The sequence below is a fragment of the Chryseobacterium gleum genome, assembly GCF_900636535.1.
In the GTDB taxonomy this organism is placed as follows: domain Bacteria; phylum Bacteroidota; class Bacteroidia; order Flavobacteriales; family Weeksellaceae; genus Chryseobacterium; species Chryseobacterium gleum.
Window position 1 is genome coordinate 5,302,054 of sequence record NZ_LR134289.1, and the last position, 17,204, is coordinate 5,319,257.

The following is a 17,204-nucleotide window of genomic DNA, read 5'->3' on the forward strand; positions in this document are numbered from 1 at the left end:
CCAGCCGAAATTTTTAAGTGCTGTCAGGCTGAGCCTGTCGAAGCCATTATTATTAAAAGGGATAAATCAAAAATTAAAATCATGGCTTACAGTACTGAACTTGCCGACCGGGTACGTGAACGGCTTTCCATGGAAAATAATATGGAGATTGAAGAAAAGAAAATGTTCAGCGGACTGTCTTTTCTGGTGAACGGGAAAATGTGTATCAACATCAGTCATGACAATCTGATGTGCCGCTATGACCCTGAACTTGAAGATGAGGTTGCAGAGAAAATGGGTTTTCTGCCGATGATTATGAAAGGAAAGCAGCTTAAAGGATATTGTTACGTAGAACCCTCAGGTTTCCAAAAGCCTGATGATTTTGAATACTGGATCAAAATCTGTCTTGATTATAATCCGAAGGCGAAGGTTTCGAAGAAGTGAGTTTTCAGGTTTGAGTGTTTATGAGTGGGAGAGTTTGAGGGTAAGTGAGTGTGGTGGAGAGTTACGGGGTACGAGGTGTGAGTTTCGGGGTTTGATTGTGTGGGTGAGAGGTGCGTGATTCGGGATGCGCGGTGGGAGTGGTTGAGTTTGAGAGTGGGAGCATTGGCAATTCAACAGTCCCACTATTCATCACTCATCATTTATCATTTATCACTTATCACTCATGATGATACAGTTTTTCTCTGATCTGAATTAATATTTTTGTTGTTTTCTCCAGATCCGGAAAGTCGGGAAGAGTGGTGGCAGAATAATGATTTTCTATAGATAGTATCAGGTTTTCTGCCTTTTGCATGATGCTTTCATACGACTGGTTGCCCGCTTTAATATCTAACAGTTCATCACGGTTTTCTACACGAATCGTCAGAGAGCCGGTTTTAAAAATCTGTTCACAGGACTGCAGCAAACGAATGGTGTGCATCATATTTTTGCTGTCGTAGTTCTGTCCGTGGATCTGATTGACATTGTAACGGTCCTCATTACGCTCAGCCACCCATTTCCAGTATTCCTTGTAATCTTTGCAGTAAACAGAGTAGGCATCCAGGTTACAGAACAGATAAGCGATCGGTTTTTCATCTTTAGGAACAGAGGATACAGAAACCTGATTTGCCTCTTCATTCTGAATAATCCCTTTATACCCAAGTGTTCCTGATTCATCATAAAATAAAGCAAACATACCTTTGGTATGATCAATGCTTACCAATCCGCAATTTTCCTGTGAGAGACCACTCCGTCCTGCGGACATCCTTCCAGAGGAGGGGAATTTATCCAGCCATTTTTTCAACGGTACAGAACCTTGGCCATCAAGGATAAAGCAGAAATCCAGAATCGATTTTCTTTCTTTATCGATCGGATTTAAGATCTTTTTATTAAAACCTTTGGCCTTTTTAATCTGTGAAACCGCATAGCCTGCAAAGGTATCTTTACAGAGTTTTGACAGAAAATCCTCCGTTTTCAGCAGATCCATCAATGGATGTTTATACAGAATACAATCCTCCGGACTGGCCAGAATTTCCAGGATATTGGGATTGTTTTTCTGCAGCAGTTCTACAAACCTCCCGATTTCATAATACGTAATGTCATTCGTCTCATTGGAAACCTGCGGAATGTAATTCAGGCCAAAGAAATCTTCCTTCGGCAGATAATACACCCCACGGATATCCGTATCAGAATTCTCCGTTGCCAGCCCGAAAGCCCGGCTTCCGGAGATGGCTTCGAAGAGAACGAGGTTTTTATTTTTTAGATCTTGGATGGTCATGATTCTTCAAATTTTGCTATATCTTTGTATAAATGGTTTTTAGAAATCCCAATGAAAATAATCATTTTAAATAATGCTAATTTTTAACACAACTCTTCACAATAACTTCCAAAGCTTTCTTAGCATCGCAGGCATATAATCCGGAACACCAGGCAGGATTTGCTTCAATAAGTGCCCAACCTTTTCCTCTGATGATTCCAAAATCCAAAACGATGGCAGCGGGTAGTGTAGAAGAATACTTTTGGATAAAAGATTCAAAGAAGATGAACATGTCTTTCTTTTCTTTTTCTGAAAGTTCATTTGTATTGAAAGCGTCGTTTCGCCAATAGGAAGAATACGTTTTAATTTTATTATTGACAACAAAACATCTTACTTCGAGTTCCCATTCCACAACTTCAGAAGTGAAAACCATACTTTCAGGATCCAGCGTTTCAAAGCCCTTTATATCTGATACTTTATCAAAGACTCCTGCTTTAAAGGTTTTAAAATCTGAACATTTGATGAAAGTATTTTCTTTATATACGAAATCTTTCAGTTTTCCATAAGAAATTTTTCTTTTTGTAAATTCTTCTGAAATTTTTGAGAGCCAGTTATCATCAGGTTTTGTTAAAGTCAGATCGCATTGTTCCGCAACAATTTCTGCATAAATATCTTCACCGTACACTGCAATCACATCCTGACGAAATTCTTCAGGAACACTCCATTTTGCATTAAATCGGCTCAACTCGTAGGATGAATTGAGTGATACTTTTTTCAAATTATTGCTATCCTCCGTATACATAGGAGAAAGTGCGACTATATTTTTCATCAGTATTTTAATTTGTATGTAAAATAAGCTTTTATTCTTTTATTTTAAGATCTCCCTAAAAACCCTCTCCATCTCACTTTTATCCGCCTTTCCTCCTGATAAATCTTTTGATTTTTCTTCATTTTCAGCGATTGTTTTCTCCAGAAAATCAAACAGTTTCCAATCGTTCGGGTGATAGTAAGATTCTCCTTTGGTTGCTTTTAAGGTGATAAGATCTTCTATTTTTCTTTTGGTGACTTCATCTGTTAAAACAAGCAGGTCACTGAACAGTACAGGAGGAACGGTTCCTTTTTCTATGATCCATTTTCCTGTTAATGTGGTTCGTAAACAATAAAAATAACTTTTTAATTTGACTTCATCACTTCTGCAAGCTTCCAGATATTTCTTGCTCATGCTCAGATAATGGTAAGAAACGGCAACCGGAGAAAAGCAGGCATCAGCCAGAGGTTTGAACAGTTCCACAAACTTTTCATCTGCTTTATACACGATGGGAGAGTAGAACCAGCTCAATAAAGCCGCATTCGACTTTAACAAAAGATGAAACGTCTTTCGCAGATCCCAACCGGAACCATCCAAATCATCTTCTGTCATAAATTCTATCGTTTCATCCTTATCCCAAGGGGAAAGGTACCAGTCTTTTTCATGACGGTATATAAAACGGATATCATAATCACTGTCAGGAGACGCAAAACCCCAGGCTCTGCTTCCCGATTCTACTGCAAGAAGGACTTCTACGCCTTTTGCAGTCTCAACTTCTTTTATTTTTTCAAGTATTTTTGGTGTCATTGTTTTGTATTTGTGGTGCAAAGTAAAGAGCGAAGTGCGCAATGTTCTTACGTGACTGTTTTAAGTTTCGAGGTGCAGGTTTCGGGTTAGTGAGTTTGAGGGTAAGTGAATATTGCGGGCTAAAATTTTTTTGACTTTTGAATTGGCGTTAAAAAAATAAATTTTGTGAACGTTAAGAAAATTCTCCTGTCTGAGTGCGACAAATGTATTGATACAAAAAAGTAATAATGAATTCGCACGAGTTGAGAATTTTTAGAGAACATATTTTATTTTTAGCTCAATTTTCAAGGTCTTGACCTTTTGTTTCTTTTGTGTCAAGACAAAAGAAAAAGACTCATTGAATTTCACTAATATTGCATTTTTCCATTTAACATAACTATAAATACCCATGTTATCATCAGAATTACAGCATAAAATTGATTTTAAAACAAAACCGTTAGGCGCATTAGGACATCTTGAACATCTTGCGCATAAAATAGGAATGGTTCAGAAAACCACTTCACCACAGTTACTGAATCCTCATATGGTAGTTTTTGCTGCCGATCATGGGATTGCCACTGCAGGCGTAAGTGCCTATCCACAGGAAGTTACCTATCAGATGGTGATGAATTTCTTAGGAGGAGGAGCCGCCATTAATGTTTTTTGCAGACAGAATGGTATCAACATTAAAATTGTAGATGCCGGAGTTAATTTTGATTTTCCCGAAGGGCTGAATCTGATTGATAAAAAGGTAAGGAAATCCAGCCGTAATATTCTGGAAGAACCTGCCATGACTCCTGAAGAATATCAGCAGGCACTGAAAAATGGGAAATCTGTAGTATCTGAGATTGCTAAAAAGGGTGTAATATTATTGGTTTCGGAGAAATGGGAATCGGGAATACTTCCGCTTCTTCTTTGATGATGAGCAAACTCTTTGATATCCCGGTCACCCATTGTGTAGGACGTGGAACCGGATTGAATGACCATCAGCTGCAGAATAAGATCCATATCTTAACGGAAGCGGTTGAAAAATATCCTTCCGAAATGACCGAAGATGAAATTGCCCAAACCTTTGGCGGTTTAGAAATAGCCCAAATGATCGGAGCCATAGAAGAAGCATATCACCATAATATGCTGATCATGGTAGATGGATTTATCGCTACGGTAGCGGTAGCCACGGTCTGGAAAAAGAACCCTGAGATTCTGAACAATTGTATCTTCTGCCATGTAAGCAATGAAAATGCCCATCCTCAGCTGTTGGGACTGATGAGGGAACAGGCTATTCTCAATCTGAATCTGCGCCTGGGAGAAGGAACAGGCTGTGCACTGGCGTATCCGATTATTCAAAGTGCCGTTAATTTCCTGAATGAAATGTCCAGCTTTGAAGATGCTCATATTTCCAATAAATCATCTTAACTTCATACAATAAGAAAGGGGCAATGAAGCCCCTTTTTATCTTAAATTCAAATATAATTAAAAAGTGTGTGCAACATCTTTACCTGTAAACATCATTCTTACAGGTTTATTTTGAATAGCATCCTCATTGAATTTATAGATATTAAATATCTGCATCGTAGGAATATACCTGTATAAACCATCGTCTACAAGATACAGCTTTCCGGTATTGATGTTTCTTACCAGCTGAGTTCCTGAAGTGATGTCCGGTCCTCTTTCTCCTGTGTAATCTTCTATATTTACCTTAAAAACCAGATAGGCTTTACCCTGAACAGCAAACAGATTATTGATCACTGCAAAAGATTCAATACGTCTCAGGGTACTTTCAAATACGATATAAAGGGCTCCTGTCGCATTATCCTGGAAAAATTGTCCGTCATGAACACGGTATGCTTTAGGCTCAGAATCTTTCAGGTAGAAAGCGATTCCTTCATATTCATAACCGTCTTTTCCGTCTCCCAGCTCATTTTTGTCTCTGGTATAAAAGTGCGTCTTTTTATCACCATTGAAATACCTGTAAATCGGAAAACTTCCCGGCTCATCACCATTATAGCTGGTGCCGAGATTTCTTTTCTCCCAATTGCTTTGTCCCACCAATTCATTAGGATTGGTCGTTAATACCAGATCATTGGTTCCTGTGTGAAACCATCTTGTGATGACAGGGCCGGGTCCGTCTGCAGAACCTAATAATCTTTCCTGAAAGTAATAGTCCAGTCCTGGATAGGATTTAGGAAGTTCGGATGGTAACGGAGAGGTATTGTACAGGTGCTTTTTGGTCAGATTACTGTAGAAACCGTAAATAGGATTCGTTAAATAAAAAGATTTTGACCAGATTCCCGCAGGGGGAGGAGTTGGAGTGTCTGGAGTATCTCTGAAGCCTCCTTTTGCTGACATGTTACTACCGGATGCATTTAAAGCCTGTGCTTCATTTACATTTTCCAGCTCATCACCGGGAGCTGAACAGCTTACGACGGATATAAGACATAATCCAACGAAATACGCTTTTTTCATTTGTTCTTTTTTCATGGTTATTGTTACGTTGCAAAACTAAAAATACTCAGGAAATAAAAAAGATAACTTTACGTGATAAGATTCATGTTTCTCATTTTTTTAACTGATCCCTTTACCGTTGTTAAAAGCTTTCCTAATTTTACGGAAATTGACTTAACAATTTTTTAGACTAAAAAGAAAATGAAAATCCTCAAAAATGAACTGATCTATTTTGCTACAGCACTCATGTTCTTCACCAGAATTCCTGTTCCGTTTACTGTTCCGTATTCCAGTGAGATTATGAATAAATCTCAGAAATATTTCGCATGGGTTGGACTTTTGGTTGGATTGATCAATGCAGCGGTGCTTTTCCTTTCTACCATGTTGTTTAACCTGGAGGTTGGGATCGTTTTAATGATGATTGCCGGTGTTTTGCTTACAGGAGCTTTTCATGAAGATGGTTTTACAGATATGTGTGACAGCTTCGGGGGTGGATACGGAAAAGAAAAAATCCTGACCATTATGAAAGACAGCAGAGTAGGAGCATATGGAACTATTGGAATTATCCTGCTTTTTGCCTTGAAATTTTACAGTATTCAGGCGTTGGGTAGTATCAGTGATCAACCGGTTAGAGTACTGGGAATCATTATTCTGGCACATACAGTAAGCCGGTTTATTTCTGGAACCATGATCTACACTCACCAATATGTTACAGATATTGATGTCAGTAAATCGAAACCTCTGGCCAATAAACCCTTGGATGGAATGGCCTTATTGGTGGGATTTATAAGCGTTCTAATGGCTTTTGTCCTGGTCCCGGACTGGAGATTGATTTTTGCTTTTGCACTGGCTTATGCTGGTAAAATCTATATGGGCTGGTATTTTAAAAAGCATATTGGTGGCTACACGGGAGATTGTCTTGGGTCTGTGCAGCAGGTTTGTGAAGTTTTATTTTATTTGGGAACAATCATCGTATGGAAATTCATCTGATCCGTCATACCGCTGTAGAAAATCCTGAAAACCTGTGTTATGGTTTTGCTGAAATGCCTTTAAAGAAAAATTATATTGATGATTTTAAAGCGCTGGATATTGATCATAGTTTTGATGTGATTATTTCCAGTCCCTCCGAGCGCTGCCGTTTGTTAGCTGATTATTTTAAATTTAATTATCACACTGATGAAAGACTCAGAGAAATGAATTTCGGCAACTGGGAACTGAAAAAATGGACCGATATTCCGGAAGAAGAAATCAATCCCTGGTACAAAGATTTTGTCAATATTAAAGCTGCCGGCGGAGAAAATCTCATTCAAATGCAAAACAGAGTTCTCAGCTTTTGGAGTGAACTGATTCAAAAAAATGATGTCAATAAAGTTCTGATTATCACCCATGCCGGAGTTATTCGTTTAATTCTTCAGGCTGTGCTTCAGTTTCCACTGGAAAATATGTTCAATATTCAGATTGACTATGGGAAGAAAACAGTTATAAAAATTAAAAACGGATTATTTTCAGTTAAAAGTTTAAATACATAAAAACCTTAATTGAATACAATAAAAAAACCGCTGAATAGCGGTTTTTTTATTGTATTAATATTTTAAAATCTTCTGAAAGGTCTTACCCTTACCATATTGTAATCCTTATTATATTCCCACATATAACCAGCATATCCGTCCAGAATTCTTGCTGTATTACCACCCGGTATTTCGGTAGAGCTCCAATAATATTTTTGAGATACATCATTCCAAGGGTTTGATGCAATATTGTAAACATTCTTGGAACTCTTATAGAATGCCATTAATTCTTCTTCAGAAGGCAAAAACCAGTTACCAACACCATTTACACTGTAATTAGCACATAGTCTTGCTGCGCAATTAGCATCTGAACATTGAGAAATAATTCTTGCAGTATTAGCTGGTCCTGATCCCATTACAGCCTGAGTCTGATTGATGATGTTAAATGAACATCCCCATTTGATTTTATCAGAACCATTATAGGTAAGGTTGGCAGGCGCTGCTTCCAGGTATCTCCAGCCGTCCGTAAACTCTCCTTTATCATAAAAAATATATCCACCCGAAGCACCAATGGCCCCGGCAGTTTTAAATGTCTTCTCGTCTGAATAATATACCTGTGCACCTTCTTTTACGTAAGATCTTACATAGTATGTAGTGTTCGGAAGTAATGCCGTAGCTTCCAGTTCGTACGCTGAATAACCATTAGGATTTGATATTTTGATGATTTGACCATTTGATATATTGACCCCGGCACTCGTTCTGTAGCAGAATCCTTTTTCATCAGGATAGAAAGGCTCAAGATAATTTACTGTAATATCTTCAGTACTTAGAGTGGCTGAAGTTGTATATATTGCCTTAGCCATTTTGAAAGTAATATCCATCTTTCCAGGCGTAACGAATGTCACATTATCACCATAAATAATGTCCCCGTTATTGGCCGCAACATATGCTCTTACATAATAAGTAGTTGATTTTTCAAAATCAGAACTGTAAGTTGCCGTGAGAAGATAATCTCCTGTCACATTGGTATACTCTTCAATTAATTTCGAATTGCTGATTGTAGGATTGATATTTTTCCCCCAGCAGAATCCGCGTCTGGAATATCCGGATCCGGAAGAGGTTACTGTTCCCGCAAATTTGAACTGTGCATTACTGAAAGTAGGTTTACCGGTTACAACTTTTGGAGAAGCGATGGCATTATTGGTTGTACCATTGTCTTCATCCCTGCCGTTGTCTGATCCGCAAGAAGCTAGCGTAAAAAATAAGATGAGAAATAAAGAAAATTTCACAAATAGACTTTTTTTCATAAGTGTTTTTTGATATTATTAGTTTTACAAATTAAGGCCGCAAATATAAAAAAAAGATATTTACTTTAAAAATTGCGTATCATTTGAGAGCATTCAATTTTTTAAATAATACGCAAAAACGCCACCCAATATACTCAGGCAGCGTTATGAATTATTTAAAAATTCTGATAAAGCTATCTTTTTCCAGGTTTTCCAGCGAGAAATCAAAATCAGCTTCCGCCTTTTCTGTGGTAATCTCAGCTCCAAGCTCTTTTATAAGCTCATTGAAGGACATGGCTTTATACCATTGTTGGTATAATGCCGTTGTCGCCATCACAGAAACCTGATTATTTCCTGAAACATGAGAATGACCCGCTCCGAAATTCAATAGTACGAAACATTGTTTTTCGTTTTTTGTGACCAGCATTCCCAGAATCATTTGCTTCTGGACAGCATTACATCTGGCTTCAGCAAACAGATTATTAGGATTCATCATATAGTCGTAGGAAATCTTGTCCCCTTTTCCGATAATGATTTTATAGCCGGAATCTGCATTTCCACTGAAAACGTTGTTCATAACAAGCGTTGGTGCACAGTGTCCTTTATTGGCGTAAAGATATTCAACGGCACCATTTGGCGCAGAAGTCATATCTCCGGAGTACATCAGCTGTCCGTTTCCGTGATTATAAGCAGCATTCCAGCCTATTTTTCCTGCAATATTCAATCCTGAAAGGTCAAGGTCACGGGCACCCCAACGATCTTCCCAATACACTCCTACAGCAAGTCTTTCAGCATAAAAACGCGTTCCGGTAGGAATATTTCCTACAAACATCTTTTCAGAAGTTGGCAGTGCAAATTCTACATTTTCAGGGAAATAGAATTTCTTTCCGGACAGGTTTTCATACTTCAGTTTCAGAAAATCTAAAATAAAATCATAATTGAACTGATTCACGTAAGTTTCTTTACCTTTTTTAGTCCATGATTTTCCGTTTCTCACTCTGTAGACAAAGGTATCCTGTCCGTACATTCTTGAATAGCATGCTGACAATGCTTTGAACAAGGCGAACGGTGTTGCGTTTTCCAGCCAATGCCAGTCGCTGTTTTCCAGCAATGTATTGGTGGCGTCATTCAACGGATTTGAGATCAGGGGCTTATGATGTGTTTTAGATAGTTTTGAAATTTTATTAATGACTTTTGGAGCCCTGTTTTTATAAGCAAGGAATAATGGTTTAAACCGGTTAAAGATTTCTGCCATTTTCTCCAGTCCGAAACTTTCAAACAAATAGGTTGGATTGAAATTACTCTGTTTAATCAGATTAATCAGATCATCATTTTTGATTAAAAGCGTTGTGTTAGTTGTTTTATAAATAACGTAACGGAAGAACTCAACAGGATTTTCAGGATAAATATCGTACCGGTCGGCTATTTTTATGATCGCTTCCTTGTTTCTGATATTTTCTTTTCCTGTAAAATCATATTCCAGTTCGTGATGCAGTATATCAAGCAAATCATCAATGGTTTCCTCCTTTAAAGCCATTCCTGATCCTAAAAGAGAAAGACATTTTTCCTGCATTTCTTCCACAGTGTACGCTTTGATGACTTTAAAAACCATCTTCATATCCGGGATATTCAGTATTTCAGCAGGAATATAAATTTCGTTCTGAAAATCGCTTCCATAGGTCGAAACATAATGAGTGATCTGTTCAATTAATAAATCATATCTTGAGGTATTCTTTATTTTTTTCCATGATTTATGGAAGGTTTTATTCAGATCATTTCCGTTCAGTTTTTCCTTGGCATAGAAGGATATGATTTTATTTTTTGCCCATACAGCATCAGGTTCAATGATAAAACCGTCATTGGAAATAAATGGTTTTGCACTCGATTCTTTAGCCAGTACAGCATTGAATAATTGTAGTGTTTTCATTGTTTTTAAGTTTAAAAAATAAGTGAGGAGTAGATTCATTAAAAGTGAAGGGTATAGGAACTCCTTTTACCTATAGTTTATAAAAAGCGGGGAGTAATTTATCCAAAAATATAGGAACTCCCTGTGCCTTATAATGGGTTAAAAAGGCGGAAAGTAATTTTAATCTTATAGGAACTTTCTTTGCCTTGAATTTTTTCTTTAATTAACTTTTCTGGTACTGTGAAATTAAGTTGTTGCTTTTATTCAACCTTACGGATTTCTAAAGCCCGTAAGGTTTGAATATCATATTAAAAATTATGCTTTTCTGTATTTTTTCTTTTTCTTCCATGGTGCATTTTTCTGCACATCTCCGGCCATGATACATCCGTAAGGCATCACTTCATCCAATACTTCACAAAGTCCGTATTCTTCAATCTGTGCTCTTACATTCTTAGCACTTTTATAAGCGCTTGGAAGTTCAGAAATATCAATTTCATTGGAATAGAAACGGATATCCAGCCCGGCGGTTTCCTCATTGAAGATTTCCTCAGTCGCTTTATGAGCCAGAGATTTTTTATGCTGGCTTCTGCTGAAGTTTCTTCCTGCTCCATGTGGGGCAAAACCTAAGTTTCTTTCGTTGGTTGTTCCCTGAACAATCAATACCGGCTCAGCCATATTCAATGGAATCAGTCTTGGTCCCGTAATATCAGGCATGAACTTATCATCCAGCGGAGTCGCTCCTTTGGCATGGTAGAACAGGTCTCCATCCTTGAAAACGAAATTATGTTCGTTCCAGTATCTATTTTCCTTTTCAATTTCAAGCTTGTTCAGGACGGCATCATGGATAGAAGTATGGTTTTCTTTGGTCCACTGTCTGATCAGCTGAAGCGCTTCCCAATAGGATTTACCTTCTTCCGTATCATAAGGAATCCATGCATTTTCTCTTAGTGTTTCAGGAGAAATTTCCTGTCTGAAACGGTTGGCAACCTTCATTCCTTTATCGTATAGGGCAGCTCCAGGAGCTCTTGATCCGTGATGGGTTACCATCATGGTATTTCCCGTATTTTTGGAAATTCCGACAAAAAGGAAGTGGTTTCCGTCTCCCTGGGTTCCCATATGAGAACGGGCAATGCTGATCAGCTTTTCGTCATTTAAGAATTCATTTTCTCTGAAAGCATCCATCAGTTCCTGAGACATCGGCATCTGCTCTCCTCTTGGTCTTCCTCCGTACCCGAAGTGGGTTACAGAATGTGCAGCATCCAGAACATCTTTTGGATTGGCTTTTCCAAAATCCGTCAGCATCACAGAACAGCAGATATCAGCACTATGAAATCCCGGGTGAATGGCATTTTGGGCAATTACCACGCCACCTACCGGAATCTGACCTTCAGGGCCAGTAGGGCAGGCATCCGGCATTAAAGCTCCGCCAATCAGAGTAGGGGTTTTCATCAGAACGTTCATCGTTTTGATTACTTTATCTACATTATCATTCTCACTTTCATGCTCAGCCCGGATGTTGATCATAAAATCTTTAGCTGTCTCATGAAGCGGAATAAGGTCCGGCTGTGTGAACTGTACCAGATATTCTTTGATCTGCTGTTCATCCAGTTTATTCTCATTGATATAGCTAATGGCATCTTTAAACCATTTTGCAGGTCTATATCCTAATTCGATTAAATGATTTCCATTAAATTCCATTGTTGTTTCATTTTGATGATGCAAAGTAATACCCTTATTGCGCAATAGTTTTGCGCAGATAAAGAAATTTTAATTATTTTTACAAAAAATTAAAAAGAAGCAGATCATCCAGGGTGGAAATCTGTTGAAATAAATATAAAATAATAAAACCGATATCTATGGTACTATTAGAACAATTAAAACATTTCCCTGAAACTATTCAGTTTAATGATGTTATCGCTTATATTGACGAACATTATGAGTTTACACCTACTGCTTTTCAAAACGGAGATACCACCAACCAGGCCGGGCAGAATAATGGTTCGTGTAAAGTGTTCAGCTTTGCCAGTATGCAGGATCTTACAAAAGAAGAAACCCTTTGGCTTTTTGGTGAGTTTTACAGAGATGATGTTCTGAAAAATCCTGAAGGCACTGATCATCAGAATATCCGGAATTTTATAAAATTCGGCTGGGATGGGATTACCTTTGACGATAATGCTTTAAAAGAAAAATAACAGCCGGAAAAGAGCAAAAAAGAATAAGCGAATTGCTTATCTGAAACACCCAATCATTAAACACAAAGGTATGTCATCGAATAAAAATGCTCTGATCAGGTATAAAACATTAGATAAATGTCTTAAAAACAAATACAGGAAATATACGCTGGAGGATCTCATTGATGAATGTTCGGAAGCATTGTTTGAATTTGAAGGAAAAGAATCTTATGTAAGTAAACGTACAGTTCAGCTGGATCTTCAGAATATGCGGAGTGAAAAATTCGGATATGAGGCTCCTATTGAGGTTTACGAAAGAAAATATTACCGTTACAGCGATCCTGAATACAGTATTCATAATATTTCGGTGAATGAAAGTGACCTGAAAGCGATGAATAATGCAGTGCAGATCCTGAAACAGTTCAAGGACTTTTCCATGTTCAAAGAGATGAACGGGGTCATTCAGAAGCTGGAAGACTCTATTCATGCCACCAGCCAGAAATCGATTATTCATCTGGATAAAAATGAACAGCTGAAAGGTTTGGAACATATTGATATTCTGTACGAAAGTATTGCTAATAAGAAAGTTTTGAAGATTCTTTACAAAAGCTTTACGGCAAGAGAATCCAATATATATACTGTACATCCGCAGCTGCTGAAGGAATTTAACAATCGTTGGTTCCTGATCTGTCTTTACAAACAGAAAATGTACAATCTGGCACTGGACAGAATGGAAAGTATTGAAGTGGATGACAGTGTTCAGTATATTGATAAAGACCTGGATGGGGATGAATATTTCAAAGATATTGTAGGCGTTACTGTATCAGAATCAATGGATCCGAGAAATGTGATCTTCTGGGTAGATGCAGGAAATGCACCTTATGTGAAAACCAAGCCGCTGCACAAAAGTCAGGAAATTATCAGAGAAGACTATGAGGGTACACTTTTTAAAATCTGTGTTCAGATCAATTTTGAGCTGGAAAGACTTTTATTAGGATTCGGAGATTCTCTGATTGTTCATAAGCCAAAGAAATTACGGCTGAAAATGGAGGAAAAGTTCAATGCCGGATATAAAAATTATCAGAACCTGATCATCCCTGAAGAAAGCTGATTGATTTAAATCTATCATTAATAGGAGGCTACAAAGGACTATTTGTTTCTTTATTTCATCTTGGCTTGGAAATTGTATTATATATAATCACAAAATTATATGTATGAAATCAAGAATTTTTAAAGCATTAATTGCAATCATAGCACCCATAGCAATAGAATATATTGTAAAAAAAATATCTGAGAAACTTGATAAAAAAGAAGATCAGAAAGAAAAAGAACCAAAGCAGATTACGGCTTAAACGTAAAGTAGTTAAAATTTAAAATTATTGAAAAGAGACTATCATAACCATGTATAGTCTCTTTTTTTATTGTTGATGGATATTTTGGAATGCTGAAAAAGTACCCGTCAAAAATTTTTTGAATTTTTGCCACCCTTTTCGCTGGAGGGGATTCTTACTTTTCAATTGAAATATTGGTCAGAATTATAATTTTTGCAAGATTGTGACTGGATTCCTACGGAATGACAAACTGCGTGAATATACCATCATTACAATTGTGTCATTCCGCAGGAATCTAAATTGTTTATTTGCTCTGCGAAATGTAAGGTTTTAAAAGCTTAAGTGCACTTCTCAATTAATAGTATCTGAAACAACTTAAGCGTTTAAAAAAGCTTTTGTGACTTTGCGGTTCGTCTACACAAAATCATAAATCCCGTCTTTCCATCCCAATACTTTAGAAGAGTCTGCTTTTAGCCAGTTTTTCAGGATGGTGGCATATACTTTCCTGAAGTCTTCTTTGTAGATCAGATCGCCTTCATTCAGATTCTGTAAATCAGGAAGTGCATTCAATAGTCCCTTCTTCTTAAGGCTTCCGCTGATAAAGAACATCTGGTTGGCTGTTCCGTGATCCGTTCCGTTGCTGGCATTCTGAGCTACACGGCGCCCGAATTCAGAAAATGTCATCAGTAAAATATTTTTGAAGAGTCCATTGCTTTTCATATCTGCAACGAAGGATTTTACCGCTTCATTAATATCATTGAACAATTTTTTCTGCCGGTCATTCTGATTCACATGGGTATCAAAACTTCCTACCGAAAGGTAGTAAACCTGAGTATTGATATCTGACTTTATTAAAGAGGCTACAGTCTTAAAGTCTTTTCCCAATTGAGAGTTCGGATAAATCTCCTCTGTCTTTTTAGCTTTGCTTTTTTCAAAGATATAATCGGCATTATTGATGGTGGAACCTAAAGTCTGATAAAGATAGGATACAGTTTCATCATCGTGATGGTGGTCATAAAGGGATTTGAAATATTTTTCCTGACTCGTCTGGTAGAGCCTTTTAGGATCTTTAAATGCGAAAGCTTTGTTATTTTGCCCTTTCAGGGCAAGGCTTAGCATATCATCCACCTCAAGTGCCTGGGTAGGATGGTCGCAGCGGTAGGATTCTTCGTCCAGGAAACGTCCCAGCCAGCCCGTTTCCAGAAACTGGTCGCTTCTGCTTGCCGACTGCCAGATATCCATGCTTCGGAAATGAGATTTGTCCGGATTGGGATATCCTACATTATTCATCACAGAAAGCTCACCATTATCAAAAAGCTCTTTAAAATACGAGAGAGACGGATTGATTCCTGCCTCATCCGTTAAAGGTATCGAATCCTGTATAGCCAGTGTTTTCCTTTCCCTGAAATAAATATCATTTTTAGCCGGAATAATAGTATTAAGCCCATCATTTCCACCTGTAAACTGAAGAACGACCAGAATATTCTGATTGGGATTCAAAGCTTCATCCAGCGTCATCGCTTTTAAGAAATTAGGCATCAGCATAGAAGCCGTAGCCAGTGAGCTTATTTTGAGAAATTCTCTTCTTTTGATTAACATAATTTTGTTTTTAGGGTTTTAAGGTGGCAGATGATAGTTTGCACGTAAAAGCTAGGAATTGGGCTGCATTTTATTTTATAGCAGTAAAAATAAATCATGGATAGGCAAGTTATACTGCGACAGCTTTACCTGCTACCTGCAACCTAAAACCTTCTCCCTACATTAGCTGGTATTCCGGAGTAGACATCAGGTTGATGACATTCATTTTGATACTCTTATCAGAAAAATTCTTTACGGAGTTCATATCAAGGCTCTGAGTATTCTGTAAAAGATAGTCTTCACAGTTTTTATCAGCAAAAATTTTCTCAATCCGATCCCAATCGATGGTAATGTTGGGATTTTTAAAGCTTTTGTTCAAAACTGTTTCACGGGATTTCATTCCCATGTCGATATCATCATCCTGGCGGGGGCTGTATTCCAAAGGGCGGAGTCCGGACCAGATCTGTGGAATCTGGAGTCTCAGCATAAGCGTGGAACTGTCGATCCAGGATTTTCCATTGGGCCACCCTGCAACATTAGGTGGATAAAGAAGCATCTGACCCAGTAATTTCTGATACACGATGAGGTTTTCAGGATTCTGAATATGCATCGGAAGGATCCTCATCATACCAGCCATCAGTTCTATTGGAGATTTTATCCGGTTGCCGATATTTTTCTGATCATAAAACCACGTGCTGGAAAATATCTCAGTCATCAGTTTTTTAATATCATATCCTGAATTGTAGAAATTCGTACTGAGTTTGTTTACAATATCCTGATCTGGTTTTTCATTAACAAAGAATTTATAAATCTTTGTGGTAATAAACTGTGCAGTAGCCTTCTGTTCCAGAATAATATTAAGAATGTCATTTCCATCAAAGTTACCTGTTTTTCCCAGAAAAGTTTTGCTGCCTTCATCATGAAGATTTTTTCTTTCTTTGAAATTACCTTCCTTATCATAACTCCATCCTGTGAATGCTCTTGCACCTTCTCTTACATCATGTTCGGTATAATTGCCTCTTCCCATGGTAAAAAGCTCCATGACCTCGCGGGCGAAATTCTCATTGGGATGATCTTTTTTATTCTGCTGGTTGTTAAGAAAATTAAGCATGGCCGGTGACTGGCTTACCTCAAAAAGCAGATCTTTGAAATTTCCCAGTGCATTCTTCCTGATCGTATTCAAAAGCTGTCTGTTGAACTTCGGATTGATTACCCTTGAGGCGAAATGTCCATGCCAGAAAAATGCCATCTTTTCCCTCATCTGCTCTTTGCTGTTGACGATGGTATTCAAAAAATTCAGATTAAGTTCATTGTTTTGTTCCCTGTTAATACGCTGCATTTCTTTTTTCATTTCAGCAGGAGCTGTGCTGTTCATGTAGTCTGCGGCTAAATCAGGGTCAGGAGTATCATAGGTAATCTCACTAAAGCTGTCTTCTTTAAATAATTCGTTGATTATCGTCTTAATGTTTTTATTTTTCAAATCATCAATTTGATTAATACCTACACCAAAACCCGCACGCCAGAGAAGATGTTTGTTTTTTATTAATGAATCAGCCATCATGGAGAATTTATTTTTTTGATGTATTTCATAGAAAAAGGTTAAAATAGTAACGGGTTAAGGATTGTTAATATTGTTATGCGTGCTGGAAGCATGAAGCCGGGAGTTAT

At 37.7% G+C, this 17,204-nt stretch carries 15 protein-coding genes and 1 pseudogene; 7 read left to right on the forward strand and 9 right to left on the reverse strand.

Annotated features, from left to right (window positions below; all coding sequences use genetic code 11):
* Positions 1–81: 81 nt before the first annotated feature.
* A complete protein-coding gene (locus tag EL165_RS24400) occupies positions 82–423 on the forward strand; it encodes a TfoX/Sxy family protein (RefSeq protein WP_041461861.1) in 342 nt (113 codons plus the stop codon).
* A gap of 217 nt (positions 424–640) precedes the next feature.
* Here the strand turns inward: EL165_RS24400 and EL165_RS24405 are convergent, their stop codons facing one another.
* The 3 genes from EL165_RS24405 to EL165_RS24415 form a co-directional block, all read right to left on the reverse strand.
* Positions 641–1,738, reverse strand: coding sequence for a nucleotidyltransferase domain-containing protein (locus EL165_RS24405; RefSeq protein WP_002980901.1), 1,098 nt, complete (start codon positions 1,736–1,738; stop codon positions 641–643).
* A gap of 76 nt (positions 1,739–1,814) precedes the next feature.
* Complete coding sequence (locus EL165_RS24410) at positions 1,815–2,546, reverse strand: ATP-grasp domain-containing protein (RefSeq protein ID WP_002980900.1); 732 nt, start codon at positions 2,544–2,546, stop codon at positions 1,815–1,817.
* Positions 2,547–2,585: 39 nt separating this feature from the next.
* The gene (locus tag EL165_RS24415) at positions 2,586–3,332 is read right to left on the reverse strand and encodes a nucleotidyltransferase domain-containing protein (RefSeq protein WP_002980899.1); all 747 of its coding nucleotides are present in this window, start codon (positions 3,330–3,332) and stop codon (positions 2,586–2,588) included.
* Positions 3,333–3,720: 388 nt separating this feature from the next.
* On the opposite strand from EL165_RS24415, the pseudogene cobT reads away from it, so the two are divergent.
* Positions 3,721–4,727: pseudogene (gene cobT, locus EL165_RS24420) on the forward strand (nicotinate-nucleotide--dimethylbenzimidazole phosphoribosyltransferase).
* Between the two features lie 57 nt (positions 4,728–4,784).
* Here cobT and EL165_RS24425 read toward each other — a convergent pair.
* Positions 4,785–5,777, reverse strand: a complete 993-nt coding sequence (locus EL165_RS24425) for a hypothetical protein (RefSeq protein WP_126358709.1) — start codon at positions 5,775–5,777, stop codon at positions 4,785–4,787.
* Positions 5,778–5,963: 186 nt separating this feature from the next.
* On the opposite strand from EL165_RS24425, the gene EL165_RS24430 reads away from it, so the two are divergent.
* Both EL165_RS24430 and cobC read left to right on the forward strand, forming a co-directional pair.
* On the forward strand, positions 5,964–6,746 hold the full coding sequence (locus tag EL165_RS24430; RefSeq protein ID WP_050791152.1) for an adenosylcobinamide-GDP ribazoletransferase: 783 nt from the start codon (positions 5,964–5,966) through the stop codon (positions 6,744–6,746).
* Positions 6,731–7,285 carry an alpha-ribazole phosphatase family protein gene (cobC, locus tag EL165_RS24435; RefSeq protein ID WP_002980894.1) on the forward strand — a complete coding sequence of 185 codons (555 nt, stop codon included), beginning with the start codon at positions 6,731–6,733 and terminating at the stop codon, positions 7,283–7,285. Before EL165_RS24430 ends, cobC begins: the two co-directional genes overlap by 16 nt.
* Before the next feature lie 62 nt (positions 7,286–7,347).
* Here the strand turns inward: cobC and EL165_RS24440 are convergent, their stop codons facing one another.
* From EL165_RS24440 to EL165_RS26695, 3 genes are all read right to left on the reverse strand, one after another.
* Positions 7,348–8,571: a hypothetical protein gene (locus EL165_RS24440; protein WP_002980893.1), complete on the reverse strand. Its 1,224-nt coding sequence runs from the start codon at positions 8,569–8,571 to the stop codon at positions 7,348–7,350.
* A 151-nt stretch (positions 8,572–8,722) separates the two neighbouring features.
* Positions 8,723–10,477: a hypothetical protein gene (locus EL165_RS24445; protein WP_041461534.1), complete on the reverse strand. Its 1,755-nt coding sequence runs from the start codon at positions 10,475–10,477 to the stop codon at positions 8,723–8,725.
* A 294-nt stretch (positions 10,478–10,771) separates the two neighbouring features.
* On the reverse strand, positions 10,772–11,572 hold the full coding sequence (locus EL165_RS26695; protein ID WP_429826710.1) for an RtcB family protein: 801 nt from the start codon (positions 11,570–11,572) through the stop codon (positions 10,772–10,774).
* Between the two features lie 740 nt (positions 11,573–12,312).
* On the opposite strand from EL165_RS26695, the gene EL165_RS24455 reads away from it, so the two are divergent.
* From EL165_RS24455 to EL165_RS26020, 3 genes are all read left to right on the forward strand, one after another.
* On the forward strand, positions 12,313–12,648 hold the full coding sequence (locus tag EL165_RS24455) for a HopJ type III effector protein (RefSeq protein WP_002980890.1): 336 nt from the start codon (positions 12,313–12,315) through the stop codon (positions 12,646–12,648).
* A 70-nt stretch (positions 12,649–12,718) separates the two neighbouring features.
* Entirely contained in the window at positions 12,719–13,738 is a 1,020-nt protein-coding gene (locus EL165_RS24460) for a helix-turn-helix transcriptional regulator (protein WP_002980889.1), read from the forward strand.
* 103 nt (positions 13,739–13,841) lie between these two features.
* Entirely contained in the window at positions 13,842–13,979 is a 138-nt protein-coding gene (locus tag EL165_RS26020) for a hypothetical protein (protein ID WP_002980888.1), read from the forward strand.
* A gap of 393 nt (positions 13,980–14,372) precedes the next feature.
* Here EL165_RS26020 and EL165_RS24465 read toward each other — a convergent pair whose 3' ends face one another.
* Both EL165_RS24465 and EL165_RS24470 read right to left on the reverse strand, forming a co-directional pair.
* The gene (locus EL165_RS24465) at positions 14,373–15,557 is read right to left on the reverse strand and encodes a DUF1501 domain-containing protein (RefSeq protein WP_002980887.1); all 1,185 of its coding nucleotides are present in this window, start codon (positions 15,555–15,557) and stop codon (positions 14,373–14,375) included.
* Between the two features lie 157 nt (positions 15,558–15,714).
* The gene (locus tag EL165_RS24470) at positions 15,715–17,097 is read right to left on the reverse strand and encodes a DUF1800 domain-containing protein (RefSeq protein ID WP_002980886.1); all 1,383 of its coding nucleotides are present in this window, start codon (positions 17,095–17,097) and stop codon (positions 15,715–15,717) included.
* Positions 17,098–17,204 lie beyond the last annotated feature (107 nt).